Raw genomic sequence first — 23069 nt, 5'->3', positions numbered from 1 at the left:
TTTAATGGCTTGGGGCGACCGCGCCAACCCTGAACAGGGCCCTCAAAGGTCGGGCATACCGACGCCGGGATTGAGGATGTTGTCGGGATCGAACTGGCGTTTGATCGCTGCCATCAGGCGCAGGTGCGCGGCGTCCAGTTCGCGATCCACGAACTCGCGCTTCACCCAACCGATGCCGTGCTCGCCGGACAGGCTGCCGTCGAGCGAGAGTACCAGGTCGAACACCTCGTCCAGGCAGGGGGTGGCGGCTGCCATCTGCGCCGGATCGTCGGGATCGATCAGCAGGTTGACGTGGATGTTGCCGTTGCCGGCATGACCGAAGTTGACGATCGGGATGCCGAATCGGCGTGACAGGGCCGCGAGTCCGTTGATCAGTGTCGGGATCTGCGACACCGGCACCACGACATCCTCGTTGATCTTTTTCGGCGCGATGTTGCGTAGTGCAGGCGACAGTGCCTGGCGAGTACGCCACAGGCGCGCGACGTCCGCCTCGCTGTCGGCGGCCTCGATGCGCAGGCAGCCATCGCCCATCGCCGCGTCCGAGACCTGCGCGACGCTCGCGGCGATCCCCTGCAGCGGACCATCGACCTCGATCATCAGCAAGGCACCGGCATCGTGTGGCAGATCGATCTCCGATACGTCGCGCACCATATCGATGGCCGCACCGTCCATGAATTCCAGCGCACAAGGCGTGACCGGCTGCGCCATGATGCGCGATACCGCGGAGGCCGCGGCACCGATGTCGCGGTACACCGCCTGCAGGGTGCGTTTTGCCTCGGCGACCGGGGTCAGCTTGAGCAGCGCCTCGGTGATGATCGCCAGGGTGCCCTCGGAGCCGATCAGGAGCCGTGTCAGGTCATATCCCACCACGCCTTTGGTGGTTGCCCCACCGGTCTTCAACAGCTCGCCCTGACCTGTGACGGCACGGAGGCCTAGCGTGTTTTCGCGAGGCGTCCCGTACTTGACGGCGCGGGGCCCGGCCGAGTTGTACGCGAGATTTCCGCCGATCGTGCAGACTGCGGCACTGGTGGGGTCGGGAGGCCAGAAGAACCCGTGTTCGGCCGCCGCGCGTTGGAGTTCCTGGTTGGTGAATCCGGGCGACACCCGGGCGACGCGATTCGCCGGATCGATCGTAAGGTGATCACGCATGTGTTCCATCGACAGTACGATGCCGCCGCGCATCGGCACCGTGGCGCCGGTGGTGCCTGTGCCGCGCCCGCGCGTCACGATGGGCACCCGGTGTTCCCGACAGAGTTTCACGAGCGCAGCGATCTGCCCGGCGTCGCGGGCGAAGCAGACCGCCTGTGGCACCGCCTGTCGACGGCTGTTGTCGTAGCCGTAGGCCCAACAATCGCCGGCATCGGTCAGCAACTCGCCGCTCGCGAACAGACCGGTCAGTGCGTGGCGCAGGGCCTCCGGCAGGGCCGGTGCATCGCCGGGATTACTGGTCGAGGTACTCAAACAGTTTCACTACGCGCTTGACGCCACTGACGAACCGTACCTTCTCGGTCACCGCGTCGGCCTCGCGCGCGCTCAGCAGCCCCATCAGGTAGACGGTGCCCTGCGAACTGGTCACCTTGACCCGCACCGGGTCGAACCCCTCGATGCCGACGTCGAACAGTGCAACCTTGACGCGCGACGTCAGGTAGGCGTCCGCGGTCGCCTCACCCCAGGTGTTCTCGGCGCCGATCGTCACCTCGTTGAACACGGTCCTGACCCTGGGGATGGCCGCGACGCGCTGACGGAAACCCTCGACGATCTGCGCGTTCTCGGCCTGTCCGGTGAGCAACACCTGCAGGTTGTAGACGTCGACATTGATGTTGCTGAGCCGCTTCAGTTCCTCGTCCTGCTGGCGGATCGTGATAGCGCGGAGGAAAATCTCCTGATCCTCGACCAGGGTGCCGGTCGTACGGCGGTCATGGACCACTGCGGCTCCGGTCACGACGCCGCCGACCACGACTGCGCCACAGCCGGACAGCGTGAATGCCAGGAGCAGGATGGATGCATTTCGTGCAAACAACTTCTTTGCGTTCATTTCGGCTTAACCACCTATCAGTTCAAGATCGATGAGGTCACACAGGCAATGAATCACGAGCCGATGATTCTCGAGTATCCGCGCCGCTTCCACCGCGGGTGTGCGGATCTCGACATCTTGTGCGTCGAGGCGCGCGGCGACCTCGCCGCCGTCGCGTCCTGTGACCGCGATCACGCGCATCTGTCGCTCCCGCGCGGCCGTGATCGCACCGACCATGTTGCTCGCAGTGCCGTTGATGCTCAGCGTCAGCAGGATGTCACCGGGTTGTCCCAGTGCTCCCACCTGTTTGCTGAAAATTTCGCTGAAGCCGTCGTCGAGCGCGATCGCGGTGAGGATCGCTGCATCGGAGTTCAGCGCGATCGCCGGTAGCCCTGGCCGTTCCCGTTCGAAGCGATGTTGCATCTGCGCGGCAAAGTATTGTGCATCGGCAGCGGAGCTGCCGTTTCCACAGCTCAACACCTTGCCGCCGCCCAACAGACTGGAGACGATCCGACTGGCCGCGCGCGCGATCGGCGCGGCCTGCACACTGGCGGCGCTTGCGCTCAATTGCGCGCTCTCGGCGAACATGCTGGCAACGCGCGTGATTGGATTCACTGACGAGCTGGGCTGATCGAAAGCACAGTGCACAGTGTCGCACGACCGACGCGCCGGGTCGATCTCATGCGGGAAAGGCGTCGCGGATCCAGTGTGCCTCGCGGTCGCCGTCGAAGCCGACGACGTCGAAGCGGCACGGTCCCTGCCAACCGCTGTTCACGATGAAATGATTGGCCGCGTTGAGCAATCGCCGGCGTTTGCGCTGGTCGATGCTGACCAGTGCGCCGCCGAATGCGACGCTGTTGCGGAAACGTACCTCGACGAACACCAGCAGTTCGCCGTCCCGCATCACCAGATCGATCTCGCCACCGCGGCAGCGGTAGTTGCGCTGCATCAGGCGCAGGCCGTGTCGTGACAGCAATGCCGCAGCGCGATCCTCGGCATCCCGGCCGCGCTGCTGCGTGTTTCCCATCAGGGTCTGGTGACGCTGCCATCGATCGCCTGGACCGTGGGTTCGCCCGAGAGGGCGTCGCCCTGTAGATCCATGCGTGGCGCAAAGCCCAGGATCTCGGGTTCGGCGTCGAGCCTGACCCAAACCAGCTGCCGATGGATCTGGTTCAACTCGTCCATGTACAGGCTGCCGGTACTGCCGTCCAGGGCCTCGTAACGGCTGCTCTGCAGGCGTCGCAGATGCGGTACCAGGCGCAGTGCGTCCATGCCCATCGCGTACAGTCGCGCATAGGCGGTGCCGCTGTTCGGGAGGACCTGCGCAACGCTGGCGCGGTCGGTCTCGCCGCCGCCGCTGGCGGTCACCAACCAGGGGATATCGGCCAGCAGTATGCCTTTCATGTCCTCGACCTGGTTCGGTGCCAGCGCGCCCAGCCAAGCGTGTGATGTCGCGTATACCGGCAGATCGGCTGCATGGTGGAACTGCAATTGCGGGCGCATGCCTTGCGCCTGCACCGGCCGTGCCGCCATGAACACCGCGTCGGCATCGGCGCGGCGGCTGGGTTCGAACTCCAGCTTGCGTCCCAGTATGCCCTGCAGCTGACGATGGCGTTCGGCGCTCTGGTCGAGCTGCAGCACCTGGGTGATCGGACCGGTATAGTCGTGACTCTGTTCGTCGTATTGCGTCACACCTGCGACAAGCCCGCCGAGACTCGACCAGCGTGCCTCGAACGCCGTCGCGACGCGTTCGCCCCAGCTGCCCTGTGGAACCAGGACTACCGGATGACGATGGCCGTCCAGCCAGATGCGCTCGGCGACCTGGCGGGCCTCGTCCTCCGGCGACAGTGAATACATGAACAGGTTCGAGGTCGGCCTGGTCTCGATCTCGACCTGGTTCAAAGCGAGCACCGGGACCGGCAGTTCGCCGGCGCGCAGTAGCTGCGCGACCGACTCCTTCTGCAAGGGACCGATCACTATTTCGGCGCCCGCGGCCACGGCTTCGTTGTACAAGGGCCAGATCCCGGCCTCGTCACTCGCGTCATAGAAGCGCAATTCGGGGCGGCGTGTCGACGGGATCTCGAACAGGCTGATCACGATCCCGTCGCGTATCGCTGCCGCGACCCCGGCCAGCGGTCCGGACTGCGGCAGCAGCACGGCGATATGTGAGAACTGCTGCATCTGGCCCTGCAACTGGTCGCGATAACTGACCAGCAACTCCGGTAGGGCGGGATGGTCCGGGAACTGTTGGCGCCACGCTGCAAAACGTGTGTTCAGTTCGGCCGGTTCGTGACCGTACCGCTTGACCAGCAGCGCCAGTTCCATCCAGCCTCCGGCGGTTCCCGGCGGGGAAGGTTGCAACGAGGTCAATATCTGCTCGTTCAACAGCGCGAGCGAACGCAGGATCTCGGTCTGTGTCTGCAGGCGCTCGTTGGGATCGCTCTGCAGCGCGTCGACGGCCTGCAGCGCATTGGCGGTCTCCAGCAGGTTGCCGAGCTGCCGGTAGGCAGCCGCGAGATCGTCGAAATACCGGATCTGTACACCGCTCGGCGTCGTCTCCGGTGGCGCGTTACCGAGTGCTGCCAGCGCGTCTTCAGCGCGTCGTTCCTGCAGCAATACCTCGGTCTGGAGCAGGTGCAGTAGCAACACCTGGTCGGCATCGAGCGGCAACGCGGCGAGTTCCTCCAAGGTCGCACGCACGCTGTCCCAGTCGCCGCCGAGACGTGCCGCGTCCGCTACGCTGATCAGGAATCCGGCGCGTTGCTGCGGCGTGACGCTGCGCGCGACCAGCTGGCGATAGGCATCCATCGCACGCAGGTACTGGCCGGCCGCCAACAATTCGCCGGCGCGGATCACGTCCGGGTCCGACGCTGTCGGGCCGGCCGGGCGCGGCGGCGTCTGCGCGCAACCGAATGCGAGCGCGAGCCAGAACAGGATCAGGAGGGAGCGGAACAGGGTGGCGGCTTGCATGGAACACGGGGTGCGATCAGGATGGGTACCCGAGTATCAAAGGTGCATCTAGAGGTGTCAAACACGTCGGGTAAGCTGTATGTCGTCGCGACGCCGATCGGTAACCTCGATGACGTCACGCTGCGTGCGCTCCAGGTGTTGCGCAGTGTCGATCGGATCGCCGCCGAAGACACGCGGCACAGCCGTCGCCTCTTGGATCACTACGGCATCGTCAAGCCGATGATCGCGCTGCATGAGCACAATGAGCTGGACGCGGTATCGCGTGTACTGTCTTCGTTGCAGGCCGGCGAGTCGTTGGCGCTGGTGTCCGATGCCGGTACGCCTTTGATCAGCGATCCCGGTTTTCCGCTCGTCAGGGCGTGCCGTGCGCACGCGATTCCGGTGATCCCGGTGCCCGGGGCGAGCGCCCTGCTCGCGGCGCTGTCGGTGTCCGGACTGCCGACCGACCGGTTCTGTTTCGAGGGGTTTCTACCGCGCCGCGCGGCCGCCCGGATCGCGCAGCTGGAACGCCTGCGTCACGCCAGTGCGACCATGGTGTTCTACGAGTCGTCGCACCGCATCGTTGACACCCTGCGCGACATGCAGCAGGTCTTCGGAGGTGACCGCCCCGCGGTCTTTGCGCGCGAACTGACCAAGATGCACGAGACCGTGCGCGCGGCATCGCTCGCCGAGCTTTCCGGCTGGGTCGCGGACGACGGACACCAGCGTCTCGGCGAGATCGTGATCCTCATTGCCGGTGTGCCTCAGGACGAGGTGCCGCCGGGACTGCAGGTTGATGATGTGCTGCGCGTGCTGCTGGCCGAGCTGCCGGTGCGGCAGGCGGCGGGCCTGGCGGCGCGGCTTACCGGCGGCAAGAAGAATGCACTTTACCGACGCGCGCTCGAATTGAGCGGCGGCTAGGTGCGCTTGTGCGCGCGGTGCGCTTGGCCTACTGTGTGACGTGGAGTCGGCCAGACGATCGCGGTCGCCGTAAGGCGGCGGAGGAAAGTCCGGGCTCCACAGGGCAGGAGGCCAGGTAACGCCTGGGCGACGCGAGTCGACGGAAAGTGCAACAGAAAGCAAACCGCCTATGGTGCCGGACCTGTTTCGGTGCCAGGCAAGGGTGAAAGGGTGCGGTAAGAGCGCACCGCGTTTGCGGCAACGCAAACGGCACGGCAAACCCCCTCCGGAGCAAGACCAAATAGGGAGACGCGCCTCTGGCGACCTGCGGCCCGCAGGTGTCTCCGGGTAGGTCGCACGAGGCGTCCGGAGACGGGCGTCCCAGATGAATGATCGTCCTCGACAGAACCCGGCTTATCGGCCGACTCCAACACCCTTTTTGATGCAGGCCGGGGAAGTCCCGACGGCGGCGCCCCGGCCGTTCGCCGCACCCGCCTGCCGTGTCGATCGCCCGTGACGGGAATCACGTTCCTTCGCGACCCGGGCAAACCACGCCATTCTTGATATTTCACTTTAACTCGACCGGTTAGGAGCCTGTTTTCCTGACCGTTTCCGATCCTTGCTCTCGGGCATCTAAGTCACTGAGGTTTAAGCATTTTTCTCCTAAACGCGCTTGACCGTGTGGGGATAGGGACCTAATATTCCACTTCAAGTGGGAGATCGTGGGGAATTGGGGGGCGATCACCCATGCTAAGGAGGAGACGGCGCAGCCGTGTTTTTGGGGGTCAGCACGCTCAATCTCGACGCCAAGGGGCGCCTGGCGGTACCGGCCAAGTACCGCGATGCGCTGGCGCAGTGCTGTGCCTCGCGGGTGGTTGTGACGGTCAACCCGGATGACAAGGAACGCTGTCTGCTGCTGTACCCCGAAAACGAATGGTTCGAGGTCGCGCGCGAGCTCTCGCGGCGCGACTCCATGCACCCGATGATCCGCGCGATGCAGCGACTGATGGTGGGTTATGCGTCCGAGCATGAGCTGGACGCCCAGGGGCGCATTCTGCTTTCCGCCGAGCAGCGCGAGTTCGCGGGCCTGGGTAAGAAGGTCGCGCTGGTCGGCCAGGCAAACAAGATCGAGATCTGGGATGCCGATGTCTGGAGCGGCAACCGCGAACAATGGTTGACGGCAGTGGCACCGGGTTCGAATGGTCTGCCGGAGGAGCTGAAGGGGTTCCGCTTGTGAGCCCTGCGCCGGCTGAACACGTACCGGTGCTGCTCGAAGAGGCTGTCACCGCACTCAAGATCCGCCCCGATGGCATCTACGTCGACGGTACCTTCGGGCGCGGCGGACACAGTGCGCGGATCCTGGGCGAACTCAACGCGGATGGCCGGTTGCTCGCATTCGATAAGGATGAACACGCGGTGTTGGTGGCGCGCGAACGTTTCTCCAATGATCATCGTTTCAGCATAGTGCACGGCAGCTTCGCCGCACTGGCCGCAGTGGCCGCCGAGCGCGGCCTTACCGGGCGGGTCGACGGTTTGTTGCTGGATCTGGGCGTGTCGTCGCCGCAGATCGACGATCCGCAACGCGGGTTCAGCTTTCTCGGCGACGGTCCGCTCGACATGCGCATGGACCAGACAAGCGGGCGACGCGCGGCCGACTGGCTGGCGCATGCCGACGAGGCCGAGATCGCCGATGTGCTGCACCTTTACGGCGAGGAGCGTTTCGCACGGCGCATCGCCAGGGCGCTGGTGGCGCGTCGCCAGCTGGCGCCGATCGGCAGCACGCGCGAACTGGCGGAGTTGGTCGAACAGGCGTGCCCGGTCAAAGAGCGCCACAAGCACCCGGCCACGCGCACCTTCCAGGCGATTCGGATCTTCCTGAACCGTGAACTCGAGGACCTGCAGCTGTGCCTGCGTGATTCCCTGGATGTTCTCGCCCGCGGGGCCCGCCTGGTGGTGATCAGTTTTCACTCGCTCGAAGACCGCATCGTCAAGCGCTTCATGCGCGATGCGGCGCGCGGTCCCAGGTTGCCGAAGCACCTGCCGGTGCAACACGTCGAGACCGTCGGGCGGATACGCGTCGTCGGCAAATCACAGCAGGCATCGGCTGCGGAGATCGCACGTAACCCGCGTGCGCGCAGTGCGGTGTTGCGCGTCGCCGAGGTGCTCGCATGACCCGCGCACAGGCGTTCTGGCTGGTGATCCTGGTCGTCGCGGTAATCGTAAGCGGTATCTCGGTCGTGTACGCGAAACTGGCGTCGCGCTCGCTGTTCGTCGAGTTGCAGCAGGCGCGCGCGATGCGGGACCAGGCTGACATCGAATGGGGACGTCTGCAGTTGGAACTGGCGACCAGTGGCGCCCTGGGAAGGGTGATGACGATCGCCGGCGAGCGCCTGCAGATGCATGCGCCGACGGCCGAACAGGTCGTGGTGGTCAAGTAGATGGCAGCGCGTCGCGACAAACGGGCCCGTCAGGTGCGGCGTGAGGAGAAGGCGCTGCCGAGCTATGCCGGTCGCCGCTACACCGTGCTGGCGGTTTTCGCGTTCGCGGGTGTTGCGCTGGTCTGGCGCGCCGTCGACCAGCAGATCCTGGAAAAGGACTTCCTCCAGTCGGAGGGGGCCGACCGCTACCTCGCGCGCGTCGAGGTGCCGGCGCATCGCGGCCTTATCACCGACCGGCGCGGCGACGTCCTGGCGCTCAGTACACCGGTCGATTCCATTGCCGCGAACCCGCGCGAACTTGGCGGTGATCCACAGCAGACAGCGGCGCTGGCACGTGCATTGGGGATGGATCCAGACCAGTTGCGCAGCCGTTTGGCGCAGTATGCCGGGAGGCAATTCGTCTACCTCAAGCGGCGCGTGCCTCCTTCCGAGGCAACGCATGTGACGGACGTCGTCAAGGCGCACGGTATCCGCGGCGTGCATGTCGAGCGTGAATACAAGCGCTACTATCCGGCCGGCGAGGTGTTTGCGCACGTGATCGGATTCACCGATGTCGAGGATGCCGGCCAGGAAGGGCTGGAACTCCAGTTCGACAAGGAGTTGCGCGGCGAGCCCGGTGAAAAGCTGGTACTGCGTGATGGCCGGCGACAGGTCGTCGACGACGTAGAGAACATCCGCAGTCCGCGTGCCGGCGACCACCTTGCGCTGAGTATCGATCAGCGCCTGCAGTTCATTGCCTACCGTGAACTCAAGGCGGCCGTGAAGCGGCACCGTGCCGTGTCCGGGTCGCTGGTGATGCTCGATGTGCGCTCCGGCGAGATCCTGGCGATGGTGAACCAGCCGTCGTTCAACCCGAATGGCAGCCGATCGAACCGCGGTGGGCGACTGCGCAACCGCGCGCTGACCGACCTGTTCGAACCCGGCTCGACGATGAAGCCCTTTACTGTCGCTGCGGCACTGGATGCAGGCGTGATCCGTGCCGACTCGACCATCGACACCTCTCCCGGCTACTTCCATGTGGGTGCGGCGCAGGTCAAGGATCACCACAACAACGGTGTGATCGATATCGCGACCGTGCTCAGCCGCTCGAGCAACGTCGGGGCCGGCAAGATCGCATTGTCCATGGACAAGCAGACGCTGTGGCGGGTGATGGATCACCTCGGTTTCGGGCAAAGCCCCGCAGTCGGGTTTCCGGGGGCGGTCGCCGGGCAGTTGAACGATTTCCGGCGTTGGGCGCGGATCGATCAGGCCACCTTGTCGTTCGGTTACGGTATCTCGGTCACGGCACTGCAACTCGCCCAGGCGTATGCTGCGCTCGCCAATGACGGGGTGTCGATTCCGGCGACGCTGCTGAAGCGTGAGGCGCCCGCCGCCGGTCGGCGGGTATTCGGTGCGGCGACCAGCGCCAGTGTGCGCCGGATGCTCGAGGCGGTCGCCTCGTCGGATGGCACCGCACCGGAAGCTGCCGTGCCCGGTTACCGGGTCGCCGGCAAGACCGGTACGGTAAAGAAGTTTGGTGCCAACGGCTACAACGACGACCGCTACCTGTCGCTGTTCGCCGGTATGGCGCCGGCCGGTCAACCGCGTATAGCAGTGGTCGTCATCATCAACGAACCCCGTGGCGAAAAATACTATGGCGGCCAGGTCGCCGGCCCGGTGTTCTCCGCGGTGATGGGCGAGACACTGCGTCTACTCAACATTGAACCCGACGGCGGGATCGATCCGGCGCTGCGCCTGGCCCACGCGGGGGCGGCTAGATGATGCCGCACCGTATCGACCAGAAGAGCATGTTGCTGGCCGACCTGGTGCCCGGCCTGTCGGCTATCGACTGGGCACGGCATCAGCTCGTCGGCTCCCTGGCGCTGGACAGTCGCGAGATCGAGCGGCACGGCCTCTGGCTGGCGCTTCAGGGGTCGCGTGGGCATGCCCTGGATCACTTCGACGACGCACGGCGTCGCGGTGCCGCGGCGGTGATCGCTGAACCTGGCGGTGCCTGGGATCGCGACCGCATCGCACGTCTGTCGACCGAGGTGCCGGTGATCGCGCTACCCGGGCTGCGACGCCAGGCCGGTGAGATCGCTGCGCGATTCTTCGGGCAGGCGGCGCACGCCATGCGGGTGATCGGCGTCACCGGGACCAATGGCAAAACCAGCGTCACGCATTTTCTTGCCCAGGCCCTTTCGACGCGCGTGCCGGCTGCGGTGCTCGGCACGGTCGGCAACGGTTTCCCGGGCGAACTGCAGCCGTCGACCCATACGACCCTGGACACGGTCAATCTGCACGCAACGCTCGGCGGGTTGTTCGCGCGCGGTGCACGTGCGGTGGCGATGGAGGTCTCGTCCCATGCGCTGCACCAGGACCGGGTCGCGGGAGTGCCGTTCCACACCGCGGTATTCACCAATCTGAGCCGCGATCACCAGGACTACCACGGTGACATGCAGGCGTATGCGGATGCCAAGGCGCGCCTGTTCCGGGGTGCCGGCCTGAGCCTCGCGGTGATCAATACCGACGACCCGGTCGGTGCGAGGTTGGCCGCAGAGGTACGTGAGCGTACCTATACGATAGCGGTCGGCAGCAGTTCGGGTGTGGTCCGGCTGGGTGACAGGTACCTGTTGCTGCGCGACATCGAGACGCGCGCAGACGGTCTGCGGGTGCTGTTCGATTCGAGCTGGGGGCCGGGCGAGCTGTCGAGCCATTTGCTCGGGCGGTTCAACGGTGAAAATCTGGCCCTCGCGCTGGCGGTGCTGCTGGCCTGGGACATGCCGCCCGCGAGCGCGGTCGCGGCCCTCAAACAGGTGATGCCGGTTGCCGGCCGCATGATGGTGTTTCTGGCGCCGAACAAACCGCGCGTGGTCGTCGACTATGCGCACACGCCGGACGCGCTCGAAAACGTGTTGAACAGTCTGCGGGCGCACACCAGCGGGCGCCTGATCTGTGTGTTTGGCTGTGGTGGCGATCGCGACCGTGGCAAGCGGCCGCAGATGGGTGAGATCGCGCAACGTCTCGCGGATCGGGTGGTATTGACCGACGACAACCCGCGTTCGGAGCCGCCTGGACAGATCGTCGACGAGATCCTCGCGGGGATGAGCGCACAGGACGGCATCCTCGTGGAACACGACCGGGCACGCGCGATCCAGACGAGCATCGCGGCGGCCGGCCCCAACGACCTGGTGCTGGTTGCCGGCAAGGGGCACGAGGACTACCAGGAAACGGACGGCCGGCGGCGCCCGTTCAGCGACATCGAGCAGGTGCACACCGCGTTGCACGGAGGTGCGGCGTGAGCGTGTTGGCATTGTCGGAACTCGCCGATATGCTCAACGGCACACTGCGCGGCGCAGACGCGCGTTTTGACGGTGTCAGTACCGACAGCCGCACGCTGCGCACCGGCGAGTTGTTCGTCGCGTTGCGCGGTCCGAATTTCGATGGTCACGACTATCTCGCGACTGCCCATGCCGGCGGTGCTGCCGGCGCGATGGTCGAGCATGCGGCCGATACGCCGCTGGCGCTTGTCGAGGTCAGCGATACCTTGCTCGGTCTTGGCGAACTCGGACGGCAGTGGCGGCAGCGCCATGCGGTTCGGGTGGTCGCAGTGACCGGCAGCAACGGGAAGACTACGCTCAAAGAAATGATCGCCGCGATCCTGGCACGACGCGGCGGGGTGCTGGCCACCCGCGGTAATCTGAACAACGCGATCGGCGTCCCCCTGACGCTCAGCCGTTTACGCGACGAACCCTATGCGGTGATCGAACTCGGTGCGAACCACCCGGGCGAGATCGAATATCTCGCCGGCCTGGCGTGTCCGGATGTGGCGGTGTTGAACAATGCAGGCCGGGCCCACCTCGAGGGCTTCGGAAGTCTCGAAGGCGTGGCGCGTGCGAAGGCCGAGATCATCCGCGGCCTCGCTGCCGACGGTACCTTCGTGTTCAACGCCGACGATGCGTTCGCCGGACTTTGGCGAGATCTGGGACACGACCTCACGCAGCGCACGTTCGGGGTCGTGCAGCCGGCGGATGTATCGAGCCCACGAGACGCTTACGTGGTGCAGTGGCACGGCAATCGCTTCGAAGCGCGCTTCCCGGTGCGCTGCGACCACGGCGAGGTAGAACTCCGCCTGCCACTGGCCGGCGAGCACAATCGCATGAATGCACTCGCCGCGGTCGCGGCGGGTCTCGCCGCAGGTGCGGATCTCGACGATGCGGTGAAGGCATTGGCCGGTCTGGCACCGGTCCCCGGTCGCTTGTGCCCGCTGCCGGGCATCGACGGCGCACGCTTGATCGACGACAGCTACAACGCCAATCCCGATTCGGTTGCGGCCGCGCTGCGCGTACTCGCCGCTGCGCCCGGACGCCGCACGCTGGTGCTCGGCGACCTCGCCGAGCTGGGTGATTCGGCGCACGAACTGCATCGCCAGCTGGGCGGATTGGCCTCGGAGGCCGGCATCGACCGACTGTTCACCGTCGGGGCCCTGAGTGGGCATGCCGGCGAATTGTTTACCGGCGAACACCGTCACTTCGCGGAGCGTGAATCCCTGATCGAGACATTGACGGCGGACCTGTCGCCTGACGACAGCCTGCTGATCAAGGGATCGCGGTCGGCACGCATGGACCGGGTCGTCGATGCGCTGCGTGCGACGGAGGCGGCATGCTGATTACGCTGGCCGACTATCTCGCGCAGTTCGACAGCGGCTTCCTGGTATTCCGCTACATCACTCTGCGGACCATCCTCGCGGTGCTGACCGCACTGGTGATCTCGTTCATGGTCGGACCGGCGATGATCCGCCGGTTGAGCCGCTACAAGATCGGTCAGATGGTGCGCGACGACGGACCACAGACGCACCTTTCGAAATCGGGCACTCCGACCATGGGTGGGGCCCTGATCCTGGTAGCGGTCGCGGTCGCCACTCTGTTGTGGGCGGACCTCGGCAATCGCTATGTATGGACCGTGCTGCTGACCACCCTCGCGTTTGGTGCGGTCGGTCTGTGGGACGACTATCGCAAATTGGTGCTGAAGGATTCGCGCGGTCTTCCGGCGCGCTGGAAATATCTCTGGCAGTCGCTGTTTGGACTGGCGGCCGCAGTGGCGCTGTATGCCGCGGCAAACCTGCCAACCGAGACCCAGCTGCTGATCCCGTTTCTCAAGGACGTGGTCGTCGACCTGGGTGGCTGGTTCGTGCTGTGGGCCTACCTGGTGATCGTAGGCTCGTCGAATGCGGTGAATCTCACCGATGGCCTGGACGGACTGGCGATCCTGCCGACCGTGCTGGTGGCCGGTGCACTCGGTGTCTTCGCGTACACCTCCGGTCACGCGCGAATCGCCGAATATCTGTTGATACCGCATCTACCCGGGGTCGGCGAACTGGCTGTGCTGTGCGGCGCCCTGGTAGGTGCGGGTCTTGGTTTTCTCTGGTTCAACGCCTATCCCGCCCAGGTGTTCATGGGCGATGTCGGCGCACTCGCGCTGGGCGCGGCACTCGGCACCCTGGCGGTCGCAGTCCGCCAGGAAGTCACGTTGTTCATCATGGGCGGGGTATTCGTAGTCGAGACAGTCTCGGTAATGTTGCAGGTGGCTTCTTTCAAGCTGACCGGTCGGCGTATCTTCCGTATGGCGCCGATACACCACCATTTCGAACTCAAGGGCTGGCCGGAACCACGCGTGATCGTGCGCTTCTGGATCATAACCGTCATCCTGGTGCTGGTGGGTCTCGCCAGCCTGAAACTTCGGTGAAACGAGCGATGGCGCAGGCGATACAGCACGAGCAGTCGACCGGCAAGACCTTGATCGTAGGGCTTGGTGCCACCGGCCTGTCGTGCGCCCGCTACCTGAGTGCGCAGGGCATCGAGGTGGCTGTCGTCGACAGCCGCAGCCAACCGCCGGGATTGGCTGCGCTGAACGCCGAGTTGCCGGATATCGCGGTGTTTCTCGGTCCATTCGACGAGCGCCTGTTCGACAGTGTCGAGCGCATCGTGGTCAGCCCCGGCGTATCCGTGAATATCCCGCAGATCGAAGCAGCCCGTCGGCGCGGTGTGCCGGTGATCGGCGACATCGAGCTGTTCGTACGCAACGCGCATGCCCCGGTTGTTGCGGTCACCGGCTCGAATGGCAAGAGCACTGTGACGACGCTGCTGGGCGAAATGGTTAAGGCGAGCGGTATCCGGGTGGCGGTTGGTGGCAACATCGGTACGCCGGCGCTGGAACTGCTCGACGATGCGGTGGAACTGTACGTGCTGGAATTGTCGAGTTTCCAACTCGAGACCACCCATTCTCTGCAGGCCGCCGTGGCCACAGTGCTGAACGTCAGCATGGACCACATGGATCGATACGCGAGCTTCGATGAGTACGCGGCCGCCAAGGCGCGCGTATTGCAGGGTGCGGGAGTCGGCATCTACAACGCCGACGACCCGGTGGTCGCGGCGATGTCGGGTTCGGACGATGCCTGGTATTTCACGCTCGGTGAAGCGGAGAGTGTCAAGATGTTCGGTGTCTGTTCGATCGACGGCACGGAATACCTGTGCCGCGGTGAACAGCCCCTGCTCGCGACCCGCGAATTGAAGATCCCCGGTCTTCACAATCGTGCGAATGCACTGGCCGCGCTGGCGATGGGCAGTGCTCTGGGTCTCGATCTCACCGCGATGCTTGAGGTGCTGCGCGGGTTTCCAGGGCTTCCACATCGCACGCAGTTCGTTGCCGAGCAACAAGGTGTCGCCTGGTACAACGACAGCAAGGGCACCAATGTCGGCGCCTGTGTCGCCGCGCTGCGCGGGCTGGACCGTGGCGACGCATCGCGTACCGTGTTGATCGCCGGCGGCGACTGCAAAGGCGCCGACTTTTCAGCCTTGGGTCCTGTGATGGGAGAATGCGCCCGCGCAGTGGTGCTGATCGGACGCGATGCACCGGTGATCGCCGCAGTCGTGCCGGAAGGTATGGACAAGATCAATGCCTCGGACATGGATGATGCCGTGAACAAGGCGGCTGCGCTGGCGCGTCCGGGGGACCGCGTGCTGCTGTCTCCCGGCTGCGCGAGTTTCGATATGTACAGCGGATTCGCACAGCGCGGTGAGCTGTTCATGCAGGCCGTGAGGAGGCGAGCATGAGCACCAGCATGGCGCGTAGCCGGGGCGTCGTCGCTTTACGCATGCCGGGCATGGATGCGGTGCTGGTCGGTGCGGTGCTGGTGCTTCTCAGCTTCGGAATCGTGATGGTGGCGTCGGCATCGATGCACCTGGGTGAGCATAACGGCGACCTGCTGCGTTACGTCAATCGGCATCTGATTGCGCTGACACTCGGTGCCGCCGCGGGCTGGCTGGTATATCGCACACCGACGGCCTGGTGGCAGCGTTGGAGTACCGTGTTGTATTTCATCGGTATTGCGCTGCTGTTGCTGGTGTACGTGCCGGGCCTTGGGCGTGAGGCGAATGGAGCACTGCGCTGGGTCGCCGCCGGGCCGCTGAGCCTGCAGACCTCCGAGTTCATGAAGCTGTTCATTGTGTTGTATATCGCTGGTTATCTGGTGCGTCGGCAGGTCGAGGTTGCGCATTCCGTGTGGGGCACGATCAAGCCGATCCTGCTGTTGGTACTCGCGTGTACCCTGCTGATGCTGCAGCCGGACTTCGGCACCACCGCGGTGCTGTTGATGACGGCATTCATGATGCTGTTCCTTGGCGGCGCGCCGCTGTGGCAGTTCGCGCTGATGCTGGCGACAGCCACTGTGGCACTGGTCGGACTGGTGCTGATCTCTCCCTATCGTCTGCAGCGCGTCACGAGCTTTTTGAATCCCTGGGAGCATGCCGAGGACTCCGGCTACCAGTTGTCCCAAGCGCTCATCGCCTTCGGTCGCGGTGAATGGACCGGTGTGGGGCTTGGCAACGGCATTCAGAAACAGTTCTACCTGCCCGAGGCGCATACCGACTTTGTGATGGCGGTGATCGGTGAGGAGTTCGGGCTTGTCGGTACCCTCCTGGTGATCTGCATGTTCGGCCTGATCATCTGGCGCAGTTACGCAATCGGTGCGCGCGCCGAGGCCCGCGGCGACCGTTATGCCGCCTATGTGGCCTACGGGCTGGGCTTGTGGCTGGGCATGCAGGCGTTCATCAATATCGGCGTGAACGTCGGCCTGTTGCCGACCAAGGGCCTGACGCTGCCGTTTCTGAGCTACGGAAGCAACAGTCTGATCGTATGCTGCATCGCTGTCGGCATGCTACTGCGCATCCGCTACGAGAACCGGACCGCCGGAGACGGCAGGGAGGGTCAGTGGCAGCGCGTATAACGATCATGGCCGGTGGCACCGGCGGGCATGTATACCCGGCTCTGGCGGTGGCACAGGAACTCGCCGCGCGCGGCTGGCAGATCAGCTGGCTGGGCACGCCGGACAGCTTTGAGTCACGGATCGTGCCGGTGCATGGCTTCGAACTCGATGTGATCGCGGCCTATCGTCTGCGAGGGCAGGGCGCGCGCGACCGACTGCTCGCACCGTTCCGGCTGCTGCGCGCGATGGGCCAGGCGTGGGGGGTGCTACGGCGGCGCCAGCCTCAGGTCGTGCTGGGCATGGGCGGATTCGTCACAGGTCCGGGTGGCCTGGTGTGTCGCCTGCGCAGTACGCCCCTGGTCGTGCACGAGCAAAACGCAATCCCGGGATTGACCAACCGTTTGCTGGCTCGCATCGCGACGCGCGTGCTGGAGGCCTTTCCGTGCAGCTTCCCGGTCACCGTCGGTGCACGGGTGACCGGCAATCCGATCCGCCAGGAGATCGTTGCGCTACCAGAACCGCAGCCGATCACCGCGGACCGGCCGCTGCACTTGCTGGTAATGGGTGGTTCGTTGGGCGCCCAGGCACTGAACGAGACAGTGCCCGAGGCCATGGCACTGCTCGATCGCGCGCAGCGTCCACTGGTGCGCCATCAGGCCGGTCGTGGCAAGGCCACAGAGACCGAAAGAGGCTACGCGCTGCATGCAGTCGATGCAGATGTCAGCGAATTTCTGTTCGATATGGCCGAGGCATACGGATGGGCCGACCTGGTGATCTGTCGTTCCGGCGCGCTGACCGTCTCCGAGCTGACCGCGGCCGGTGTTCCAGCGATCCTGGTGCCGTTTCCGTACGCGGTGGACGACCACCAGACGGTCAATGCCCGTTTTCTCACCGATGCGGGCGCCGCGCGTCTGTTGCCGCAGCAGGAGATGAGTGCACAGTCGTTGGCCTTTGTGCTGAAGGAACTGCTTGCCGATCGTGCGACATTGCACGCGATGGCGCTGCGTGCCTATGAGCATGCCCGGCGCGATGCAACCCGACAGGTCGCCGATGCGTGCGAGGAGTTGGCGGCATGAGTGAACTGCCCGTGACCAGTCCGCGCTATGCCGCCGAGACCATGGGTCGGATGCGCCGCCTGCACTTCGTCGGTATCGGCGGCGCCGGCATGAATGGGATTGCGCAGGTGATGCTGAATCTGGGTTACATCGTGTCGGGCTCCGATATCAAGCAAAACGCGGCGACCCTGCGGCTTGCCGAGCAGGGCGCCCGCATTCACATCGGCCACTCCGCCGAGTTCGTCGCCGACGCCGACGCCGTTGTGATCTCGAGTGCGGTGAAGGACGACAATCCGGAGGTCGGTGCGGCACGTGAGCGGCGCATTCCGGTGGTGCCACGCGCTGAGATGCTGGCCGAGATCATGCGGTTCCGTTACGGCATTGCGGTCGCCGGAACACACGGCAAGACCACAACCACCAGCCTGATCGCGAGCCTGCTGATCGAGGGTGGACTCGACCCTACCTACGTGATCGGAGGACGCCTGAATGCGCGCGGCAGCAATGCGCATCTGGGCGAGGGCGAGGTGCTGGTTGCAGAGGCCGACGAGAGCGATGCGTCGTTCCTGTTTCTGCAGCCGATGCTGGCGGTGGTAACGAATGTCGACGAAGACCATATGGGGACCTATGGCAACGACTTCGGTCGTTTACGCGCCGCGTTCCTGGAGTTCCTGCATCACCTACCTTTTTACGGTCAGGCTGTGCTGTGTGTCGATGACGCCAATGTGTGCGAGTTGTTGCCGGAGGTGACGCGCAAAGTGGTCACCTACGGCACTTCCGAAGAGGCCGATATTCGAGCAACGGACATCCGTCAGCAGGCGATGACTACCGAGTTCAGCGTGCAGCGTTCCGGTGCGGCACCATTTCCGGTGCGCCTCAACATGCCGGGCAGGCACAATGTCCTGAACGCACTCGCGGCGATCGCCGTCGCGCAGGAACTCGGTGTCGAAGTGCCGGCGATACAGGCCGCGCTGGCCGCATTCCAGGGGATTGGTCGGCGCTTCCAGGCGCGCAGCGGCTGTCGTATCGGCGGCCGCGAGGTGATGCTGGTCGACGACTATGGTCATCACCCGCGCGAGCTGTCGGCCACCCTGGAGGCCGTTCGTTCGGGTTGGCCGCAACAGCGTGTCGTCCTGGCGTTCCAGCCTCATCGCTATACCCGCACACACGATGCATTCGACGACTTCGTCGCCGTGCTCTCGAGCGTCGACGTACTGGTGCTGGCCGAGGTCTACGCGGCTGGCGAGGCCCCGATCGCCGGTGCGGATGGACGTGCGCTCAGCCGTGCGATACGCGCCCGCGGCCAGGTCGATCCCATCTTTGTCGAGCAGGTCGAGGACCTGCCACAGATCCTTGCGGACATCGTTGCCGACGGCGATATCGTCGTGACCATGGGCGCCGGCAACATCGGTGCGGTTGCGGCCAACATGGCGGAGGCGCTATGTCCGTGACGCAAACGAGTGGAGCGCGCCGGCTGTGCATGGGTTGTGGCGAGGGCCTGACCGGACGTGTGCAGGCGCATCTGCGGGCGCTCGGCAAAGTCGAGCCGTCGCGCCAGCCATCGCGTATTCCTCCGGCCAGTACGGAGGACAGGCGATGATGGTCATGACCCGGCAGCCGACGCTGCGCGGCGAGCTGCGCCGCGACGAACCGCTCAGGCGTTACAACACCTGGCGGGTCGGTGGGCCTGCGCGGCAGATGTACCTGCCCGCGGACGCCGCCGACCTGGGCCTGTTCCTGCGATCCCTGCCGGCCGACGAACCTTTGCTGTGGTTGGGTCTGGGCAGCAATCTGCTGATCCGTGACGCGGGCTTCCGCGGAACCGTGATTCTGCTGCAGGGTTGCCTGAACAGCATCCGTGTCGAGGGGGTGCGCGTGTCTGCGGAGGCCGGCGCCACCTGCGCCAAGGTGGCCCGCGAGTGTGCCCGCGCAGATCTGGTGGGTGCCGCGTTTCTCGCCGGTATTCCCGGCACCATGGGCGGTGCGCTGGCGATGAATGCCGGCGCATTCGGCGGCGAGACCTGGCCGATCGTCGATTCGGTCACGGTGATTGATCGCAGCGGCAGCTTGCACACGCGGTATCCGGCGGAGTACCGCATCGGTTATCGCGAGGTCGTCGCACCGGGCGAGGAGTGGTTTGTCGGTTGCACGCTGCAGCTGACAGAAGGTGACGGCGAGGCCGAACAGGCAGCGATTCGTGCCCTGCTCGATCGGCGTGCCGCGACCCAGCCGATTGGTCAACCGAGCTGCGGTTCGACCTTTCGCAACCCTCCCGGCGATCATGCGGCGCGCCTGATCGAAGCATGCGGACTCAAGGGCTACCGCATCGGTGGCGCAGAGGTGTCCACCAAGCACGCCAACTTCATCATCAATACCGGTGCCGCGAGCGCGGCCGACATCGAGGCATTGATCGAGCACGTGCGCAGTCGGGTGGCGCAGTGCGAGGGCGTTCTGCTGCGCACCGAGGTGCATGTCGTGGGAGACGCGGTATGAGTATCGATGCAGCGACGTTCGGCAGGGTGGCGGTGTTGATGGGCGGTTGGGCGGCCGAGCGCGAGGTCTCGTTGGTCAGCGGCAAGGCGGTGCTCGATGGCCTGCGGCGGCGCGGCATCGACGCGCATGGTATCGATGTCGATCGAGACATCCTGACGGTACTCGGTGCGGGCCGTTACGACCGGGTGTTCAATGTCTTGCACGGCCGTGGCGGCGAGGACGGCGTGATCCAGGGAGCATTGGAGATCCTGGGACTTCCTTACACCGGTAGCGGCGTAATGGCTTCCGCAATCGCCATGGACAAGTACCGCACCAAGTTGCTGCTGCAGGCGCTCGGGCTGCCCACGCCGGGTTTTGCGCTGATCCGATCCGAAGCCGACCTCGTGGCGGCCGGTGAGTTGGGGTATCCGTTGATGGTCAAGCCGGCGCTCGAGGGTTCGAGCATCGGCATGTCACGCGCCGACGATGCCGAGCAACTGCATGCCGCATGGGTCGGAGCCGCGCAATATCAAAGCCATGTCATGGCCGAGCGCTGGATTACAGGCGCGGAATATACCGCAGCGGTCCTCGGCCGTGAGGTGTTGCCGCTGATCAAGCTCGAGACCACGCACGCGTTCTACGACTACGACGCCAAGTATGTCGCCGACGACACACGCTATCTGATCCCCTGCGGTCTGGATGCGCAGGCCGAGGCCGAGCTGCAGCGACTGGCGCTGCAGGCATTCGATGCCGTGGGTGCCAGTGGCTGGGGGCGGGTGGACATATTGACAGACCAGGACGGGCGGCCCTGGGTGATCGAACTGAACACCGTGCCGGGTATGACCGGTCACAGTCTGGTTCCGATGGCCGCGAAAGCGGTGGGCATCGAATTCGATGAACTGGTGTGGCGCATTCTCGCGCAGACTTTGGAGACACGTTGATGGCGGCAGCGCCGAAAAAATCCCGCGCCAAGCCGCGCAGTGCCGCGGACACCACCGCATCGCGTCGCTGGCCAAAGGTGCTGCTCGGCGCGATCTCGCTGGCCCTGGTCGCGGCGGCCGGCAGCTTCGGCTATCGGTCCCTGCTCGAACCGGGACGTTTGCCTTTGCGGGTCATCGAGGTCAACGGCGAGTTCCAGCAACTTGACCAGGCAGAGATCCAGCACACCGTGGCGGCGACGATCGACGGTGGTTTCTTCACCTGCGATATGCACAGCTTGCGGGACGCGGTACTCGCGATGCCGTGGGTCGCCGACGTCAGCATCCGGCGCGTCTGGCCGGACAAACTCCGCATGGCGGTGACCGAGCAGGTCCCGCTGGCGCGTTGGGGCGATGCTGCGCTGATCAATGTGGCCGGCGAGGTGTTCCAGCCGGGTGAACTCGGTCCGTACTCGGCACTCGTTCGTCTGCGGGGGCCGTCCGGCAGCGAGCGCCGAGTGGTCGCGTTCCTGCAGTCGGTGGTTCCGGCCGCGCGCGCGCGCGGCCTGCAGCTCGATGCGCTGGAACTCGACGAGCGCCGCCACTGGTGGTTGCGATTTGACGGCGGGCTGACGGTATCACTCGGACGCGAAGACACCGAGAACCGGTTGGCGCAATTCCTGCGCGTGTATCCCAGTCTGGTCGCAGAGCAGCAGCGGGTTCCGGAGCGCGTCGACATGCGCTACTCACATGGATTCGCAGTGCGCTGGCAGACGGATGCCGGTGATGCGTCAGTGGCTGATGCAGCGCAGCCACGGGGAAAGGTTTGATGGTCAAACGCAGTGACAAGAACGTCATCGTCGGGCTCGACATCGGTACCTCCAAGGTTGTCGCGATTGTCGGCGAGGTGAGACAGGACAACGAGATCGAAATTATCGGTATCGGCTCGCATCCATCACGCGGCCTGAAGAAGGGCGTGGTGGTGAACATCGAGTCGACCGTGCAGTCGATTCAGCGCGCCGTCGAAGAGGCTGAACTGATGGCGGGCGTCGAGATTGATTCGGTTTACGCGGGTATCGCGGGAAGCCATGTTTCGAGCCTGAACTCGCACGGCATCGTTCCGATCAAGGACGGCGAGGTGTCGCACGCCGACGTCGAGCGGGTGATCGACGCGGCGCGCGCGGTGGCGATTCCCGCTGACCAGAAGATCCTGCATATCCTGCCCCAGGAATTCATCATCGATAACCAGGAGGGCATCCACGACCCGGTCGGGATGTCCGGCGTTCGCCTCGAGGCCCGCGTACACATGGTGACCGGCGCGGTGAGCGCGGCGCAGAACATCATCAAGTGTGTGCGTCGCTGCGGGCTTGAGGTGGAGGACCTCATCCTCGAACAGCTGGCTTCGAGTTACTCGGTGCTCGAGGACGATGAGAAGGACTTGGGCGTGTGCCTGGTCGACATCGGCGGTGGTACCACCGATATCGCCGTGTTCACGGGTGGTTCGATTCGGCATACCGCGGTGATTCCGATCGCCGGCGATCAGGTGACGAACGACATCGCGGTCGCGCTGCGGACGCCCACCCAACACGCCGAGGAGATCAAGCTCAAGTACGCCTGCGCCTTGACTCAGCTGGCCAGTCCGGACGAGACCATCGAGGTGCCGAGCATCGGTGATCGGCCGCCGCGACGCTTGTCGCGTCAGACCCTCGCCGAGGTCGTCGAACCACGTTACGAGGAACTACTGACGCTGATACAGGCGGAGTTGCGGCGTTCCGGGTACGAGGATCTGGTCGCCGGCGGGGTCGTGATGACCGGCGGCAGCGCAAAGATGGAGGGTCTGATCGACCTGGCGGAGGAGGTATTTCACATGCCGGTGCGGCTCGGAATTCCGCAGTACGTCACCGGCCTGGTGGACGTTGTACGCAATCCGATTCACGCCACCGGCGTGGGATTGCTGTTGTTTGGCCATCGCAACCGGGTGGCGCGGGTGCCCGAGAGTGTCGGTGGCGGGGGGCTCAAATCGGTCTGGAACCGGATGAAAAGCTGGTTTCAGGGGAACTTTTGATCAAACCGGACCTGGATCCC

General features: G+C 65.0%; 21 protein-coding genes and 1 other RNA gene. 17 read left to right on the top strand and 5 right to left on the bottom strand.

The window, feature by feature from the left end; all coding sequences use genetic code 11:
- Positions 1 to 42: 42 nt before the first annotated feature.
- The 5 genes from H6955_06090 to H6955_06070 all read right to left on the bottom strand — a co-directional run bounded on the left by H6955_06090 (position 43) and on the right by H6955_06070 (position 4984).
- Positions 43 to 1461, bottom strand: a complete 1419-nt coding sequence (locus H6955_06090) for an FAD-binding protein (protein ID MCP5313105.1) — start codon at positions 1459 to 1461, stop codon at positions 43 to 45.
- Positions 1442 to 2035, bottom strand: a complete 594-nt coding sequence (locus tag H6955_06085; GenBank protein ID MCP5313104.1) for a BON domain-containing protein — start codon at positions 2033 to 2035, stop codon at positions 1442 to 1444. The genes H6955_06090 and H6955_06085 overlap by 20 nt, the downstream gene beginning before the upstream one ends.
- Positions 2036 to 2041: 6 nt before the next feature.
- Positions 2042 to 2629, bottom strand: a complete 588-nt coding sequence (locus H6955_06080) for an SIS domain-containing protein (protein MCP5313103.1) — start codon at positions 2627 to 2629, stop codon at positions 2042 to 2044.
- 64 nt (positions 2630 to 2693) lie between these two features.
- Positions 2694 to 3041 (bottom strand): YraN family protein, encoded by a 348-nt coding sequence (locus tag H6955_06075; protein ID MCP5313102.1) that lies wholly within the window; start codon positions 3039 to 3041, stop codon positions 2694 to 2696.
- The gene (locus H6955_06070) at positions 3041 to 4984 is read right to left on the bottom strand and encodes a penicillin-binding protein activator (protein ID MCP5313101.1); all 1944 of its coding nucleotides are present in this window, start codon (positions 4982 to 4984) and stop codon (positions 3041 to 3043) included. Before H6955_06070 ends, H6955_06075 begins: the two co-directional genes overlap by 1 nt.
- A gap of 21 nt (positions 4985 to 5005) precedes the next feature.
- On the opposite strand from H6955_06070, the gene rsmI reads away from it, so the two are divergent.
- The 17 genes from rsmI (at position 5006) to ftsA (ending at position 23049) form a co-directional block, all read left to right on the top strand.
- Complete coding sequence (rsmI, locus tag H6955_06065) at positions 5006 to 5884, top strand: 16S rRNA (cytidine(1402)-2'-O)-methyltransferase (protein ID MCP5313100.1); 879 nt, start codon at positions 5006 to 5008, stop codon at positions 5882 to 5884.
- A gap of 42 nt (positions 5885 to 5926) precedes the next feature.
- An RNA gene (gene rnpB / locus H6955_06060) (RNase P RNA component class A) lies at positions 5927 to 6296 on the top strand.
- Positions 6297 to 6635: 339 nt separating this feature from the next.
- A complete protein-coding gene (gene mraZ, locus H6955_06055) occupies positions 6636 to 7100 on the top strand; it encodes a division/cell wall cluster transcriptional repressor MraZ (GenBank protein MCP5313099.1) in 465 nt (154 codons plus the stop codon).
- Positions 7034 to 8035, top strand: a complete 1002-nt coding sequence (gene rsmH / locus H6955_06050; GenBank protein ID MCP5313098.1) for a 16S rRNA (cytosine(1402)-N(4))-methyltransferase RsmH — start codon at positions 7034 to 7036, stop codon at positions 8033 to 8035. The genes mraZ and rsmH overlap by 67 nt, the downstream gene beginning before the upstream one ends.
- Positions 8032 to 8301, top strand: a complete 270-nt coding sequence (gene ftsL / locus H6955_06045) for a cell division protein FtsL (protein MCP5313097.1) — start codon at positions 8032 to 8034, stop codon at positions 8299 to 8301. Before rsmH ends, ftsL begins: the two co-directional genes overlap by 4 nt.
- Positions 8302 to 10062, top strand: coding sequence for a penicillin-binding protein 2 (locus H6955_06040; GenBank protein ID MCP5313096.1), 1761 nt, complete (start codon positions 8302 to 8304; stop codon positions 10060 to 10062).
- 26 nt (positions 10063 to 10088) lie between these two features.
- Complete coding sequence (locus tag H6955_06035; protein ID MCP5313095.1) at positions 10089 to 11582, top strand: UDP-N-acetylmuramoyl-L-alanyl-D-glutamate--2,6-diaminopimelate ligase; 1494 nt, start codon at positions 10089 to 10091, stop codon at positions 11580 to 11582.
- A 29-nt stretch (positions 11583 to 11611) separates the two neighbouring features.
- Complete coding sequence (locus tag H6955_06030) at positions 11612 to 12949, top strand: UDP-N-acetylmuramoyl-tripeptide--D-alanyl-D-alanine ligase (protein MCP5313094.1); 1338 nt, start codon at positions 11612 to 11614, stop codon at positions 12947 to 12949.
- A complete protein-coding gene (locus tag H6955_06025; protein MCP5313093.1) occupies positions 12943 to 14025 on the top strand; it encodes a phospho-N-acetylmuramoyl-pentapeptide-transferase in 1083 nt (360 codons plus the stop codon). The genes H6955_06030 and H6955_06025 overlap by 7 nt, the downstream gene beginning before the upstream one ends.
- An 8-nt stretch (positions 14026 to 14033) precedes the next feature.
- Positions 14034 to 15392, top strand: coding sequence for a UDP-N-acetylmuramoyl-L-alanine--D-glutamate ligase (locus H6955_06020; protein ID MCP5313092.1), 1359 nt, complete (start codon positions 14034 to 14036; stop codon positions 15390 to 15392).
- Positions 15389 to 16564 carry a putative lipid II flippase FtsW gene (gene ftsW / locus H6955_06015; protein ID MCP5313091.1) on the top strand — a complete coding sequence of 392 codons (1176 nt, stop codon included), beginning with the start codon at positions 15389 to 15391 and terminating at the stop codon, positions 16562 to 16564. Before H6955_06020 ends, ftsW begins: the two co-directional genes overlap by 4 nt.
- Positions 16549 to 17619 (top strand): undecaprenyldiphospho-muramoylpentapeptide beta-N-acetylglucosaminyltransferase, encoded by a 1071-nt coding sequence (gene murG / locus H6955_06010; GenBank protein MCP5313090.1) that lies wholly within the window; start codon positions 16549 to 16551, stop codon positions 17617 to 17619. The genes ftsW and murG overlap by 16 nt, the downstream gene beginning before the upstream one ends.
- Positions 17616 to 19046: a UDP-N-acetylmuramate--L-alanine ligase gene (gene murC, locus H6955_06005; GenBank protein ID MCP5313089.1), complete on the top strand. Its 1431-nt coding sequence runs from the start codon at positions 17616 to 17618 to the stop codon at positions 19044 to 19046. Before murG ends, murC begins: the two co-directional genes overlap by 4 nt.
- A 148-nt stretch (positions 19047 to 19194) precedes the next feature.
- Positions 19195 to 20088: a UDP-N-acetylmuramate dehydrogenase gene (murB, locus tag H6955_06000; GenBank protein ID MCP5313088.1), complete on the top strand. Its 894-nt coding sequence runs from the start codon at positions 19195 to 19197 to the stop codon at positions 20086 to 20088.
- Positions 20085 to 21008 (top strand): D-alanine--D-alanine ligase, encoded by a 924-nt coding sequence (locus tag H6955_05995; protein ID MCP5313087.1) that lies wholly within the window; start codon positions 20085 to 20087, stop codon positions 21006 to 21008. The genes murB and H6955_05995 overlap by 4 nt, the downstream gene beginning before the upstream one ends.
- Positions 21008 to 21814 carry an FtsQ-type POTRA domain-containing protein gene (locus tag H6955_05990; protein ID MCP5313086.1) on the top strand — a complete coding sequence of 269 codons (807 nt, stop codon included), beginning with the start codon at positions 21008 to 21010 and terminating at the stop codon, positions 21812 to 21814. Before H6955_05995 ends, H6955_05990 begins: the two co-directional genes overlap by 1 nt.
- Positions 21814 to 23049, top strand: a complete 1236-nt coding sequence (gene ftsA, locus H6955_05985) for a cell division protein FtsA (protein ID MCP5313085.1) — start codon at positions 21814 to 21816, stop codon at positions 23047 to 23049. The genes H6955_05990 and ftsA overlap by 1 nt, the downstream gene beginning before the upstream one ends.
- Positions 23050 to 23069 lie beyond the last annotated feature (20 nt).

This window comes from Chromatiaceae bacterium, from assembly GCA_024235395.1.
Taxonomy (GTDB): domain Bacteria; phylum Pseudomonadota; class Gammaproteobacteria; order Chromatiales; family Chromatiaceae; genus Thiosocius.
The sequence above is the reverse complement of the archived record's forward strand: the minus strand, read 5'-3'. Positions and strand labels throughout refer to the sequence as shown.

Excerpts from the sequence above, each read along its gene's own strand:
- H6955_06085 (MCP5313104.1), bottom strand. The coding sequence starts at position 2,035 with ATGAACGCAAAGAAGTTGTTTGCACGAAATGCATCCATCCTGCTCCTG.
- H6955_06075 (MCP5313102.1), bottom strand. The coding sequence starts at position 3,041 with ATGGGAAACACGCAGCAGCGCGGCCGGGATGCCGAGGATCGCGCTGCG.
- H6955_06070 (MCP5313101.1), bottom strand. The coding sequence starts at position 4,984 with ATGCAAGCCGCCACCCTGTTCCGCTCCCTCCTGATCCTGTTCTGGCTC.
- rsmI (MCP5313100.1), top strand. The coding sequence starts at position 5,006 with ATGGGTACCCGAGTATCAAAGGTGCATCTAGAGGTGTCAAACACGTCG.
- rsmH (MCP5313098.1), top strand. The coding sequence starts at position 7,034 with ATGGTTGACGGCAGTGGCACCGGGTTCGAATGGTCTGCCGGAGGAGCT.
- ftsL (MCP5313097.1), top strand. The coding sequence starts at position 8,032 with ATGACCCGCGCACAGGCGTTCTGGCTGGTGATCCTGGTCGTCGCGGTA.
- H6955_06040 (MCP5313096.1), top strand. The coding sequence starts at position 8,302 with ATGGCAGCGCGTCGCGACAAACGGGCCCGTCAGGTGCGGCGTGAGGAG.
- H6955_06035 (MCP5313095.1), top strand. The coding sequence starts at position 10,089 with ATGTTGCTGGCCGACCTGGTGCCCGGCCTGTCGGCTATCGACTGGGCA.
- H6955_06030 (MCP5313094.1), top strand. The coding sequence starts at position 11,612 with ATGCTCAACGGCACACTGCGCGGCGCAGACGCGCGTTTTGACGGTGTC.
- H6955_06025 (MCP5313093.1), top strand. The coding sequence starts at position 12,943 with ATGCTGATTACGCTGGCCGACTATCTCGCGCAGTTCGACAGCGGCTTC.
- H6955_06020 (MCP5313092.1), top strand. The coding sequence starts at position 14,034 with ATGGCGCAGGCGATACAGCACGAGCAGTCGACCGGCAAGACCTTGATC.
- ftsW (MCP5313091.1), top strand. The coding sequence starts at position 15,389 with ATGAGCACCAGCATGGCGCGTAGCCGGGGCGTCGTCGCTTTACGCATG.
- murC (MCP5313089.1), top strand. The coding sequence starts at position 17,616 with ATGAGTGAACTGCCCGTGACCAGTCCGCGCTATGCCGCCGAGACCATG.
- murB (MCP5313088.1), top strand. The coding sequence starts at position 19,195 with ATGGTCATGACCCGGCAGCCGACGCTGCGCGGCGAGCTGCGCCGCGAC.
- H6955_05995 (MCP5313087.1), top strand. The coding sequence starts at position 20,085 with ATGAGTATCGATGCAGCGACGTTCGGCAGGGTGGCGGTGTTGATGGGC.
- H6955_05990 (MCP5313086.1), top strand. The coding sequence starts at position 21,008 with ATGGCGGCAGCGCCGAAAAAATCCCGCGCCAAGCCGCGCAGTGCCGCG.
- ftsA (MCP5313085.1), top strand. The coding sequence starts at position 21,814 with ATGGTCAAACGCAGTGACAAGAACGTCATCGTCGGGCTCGACATCGGT.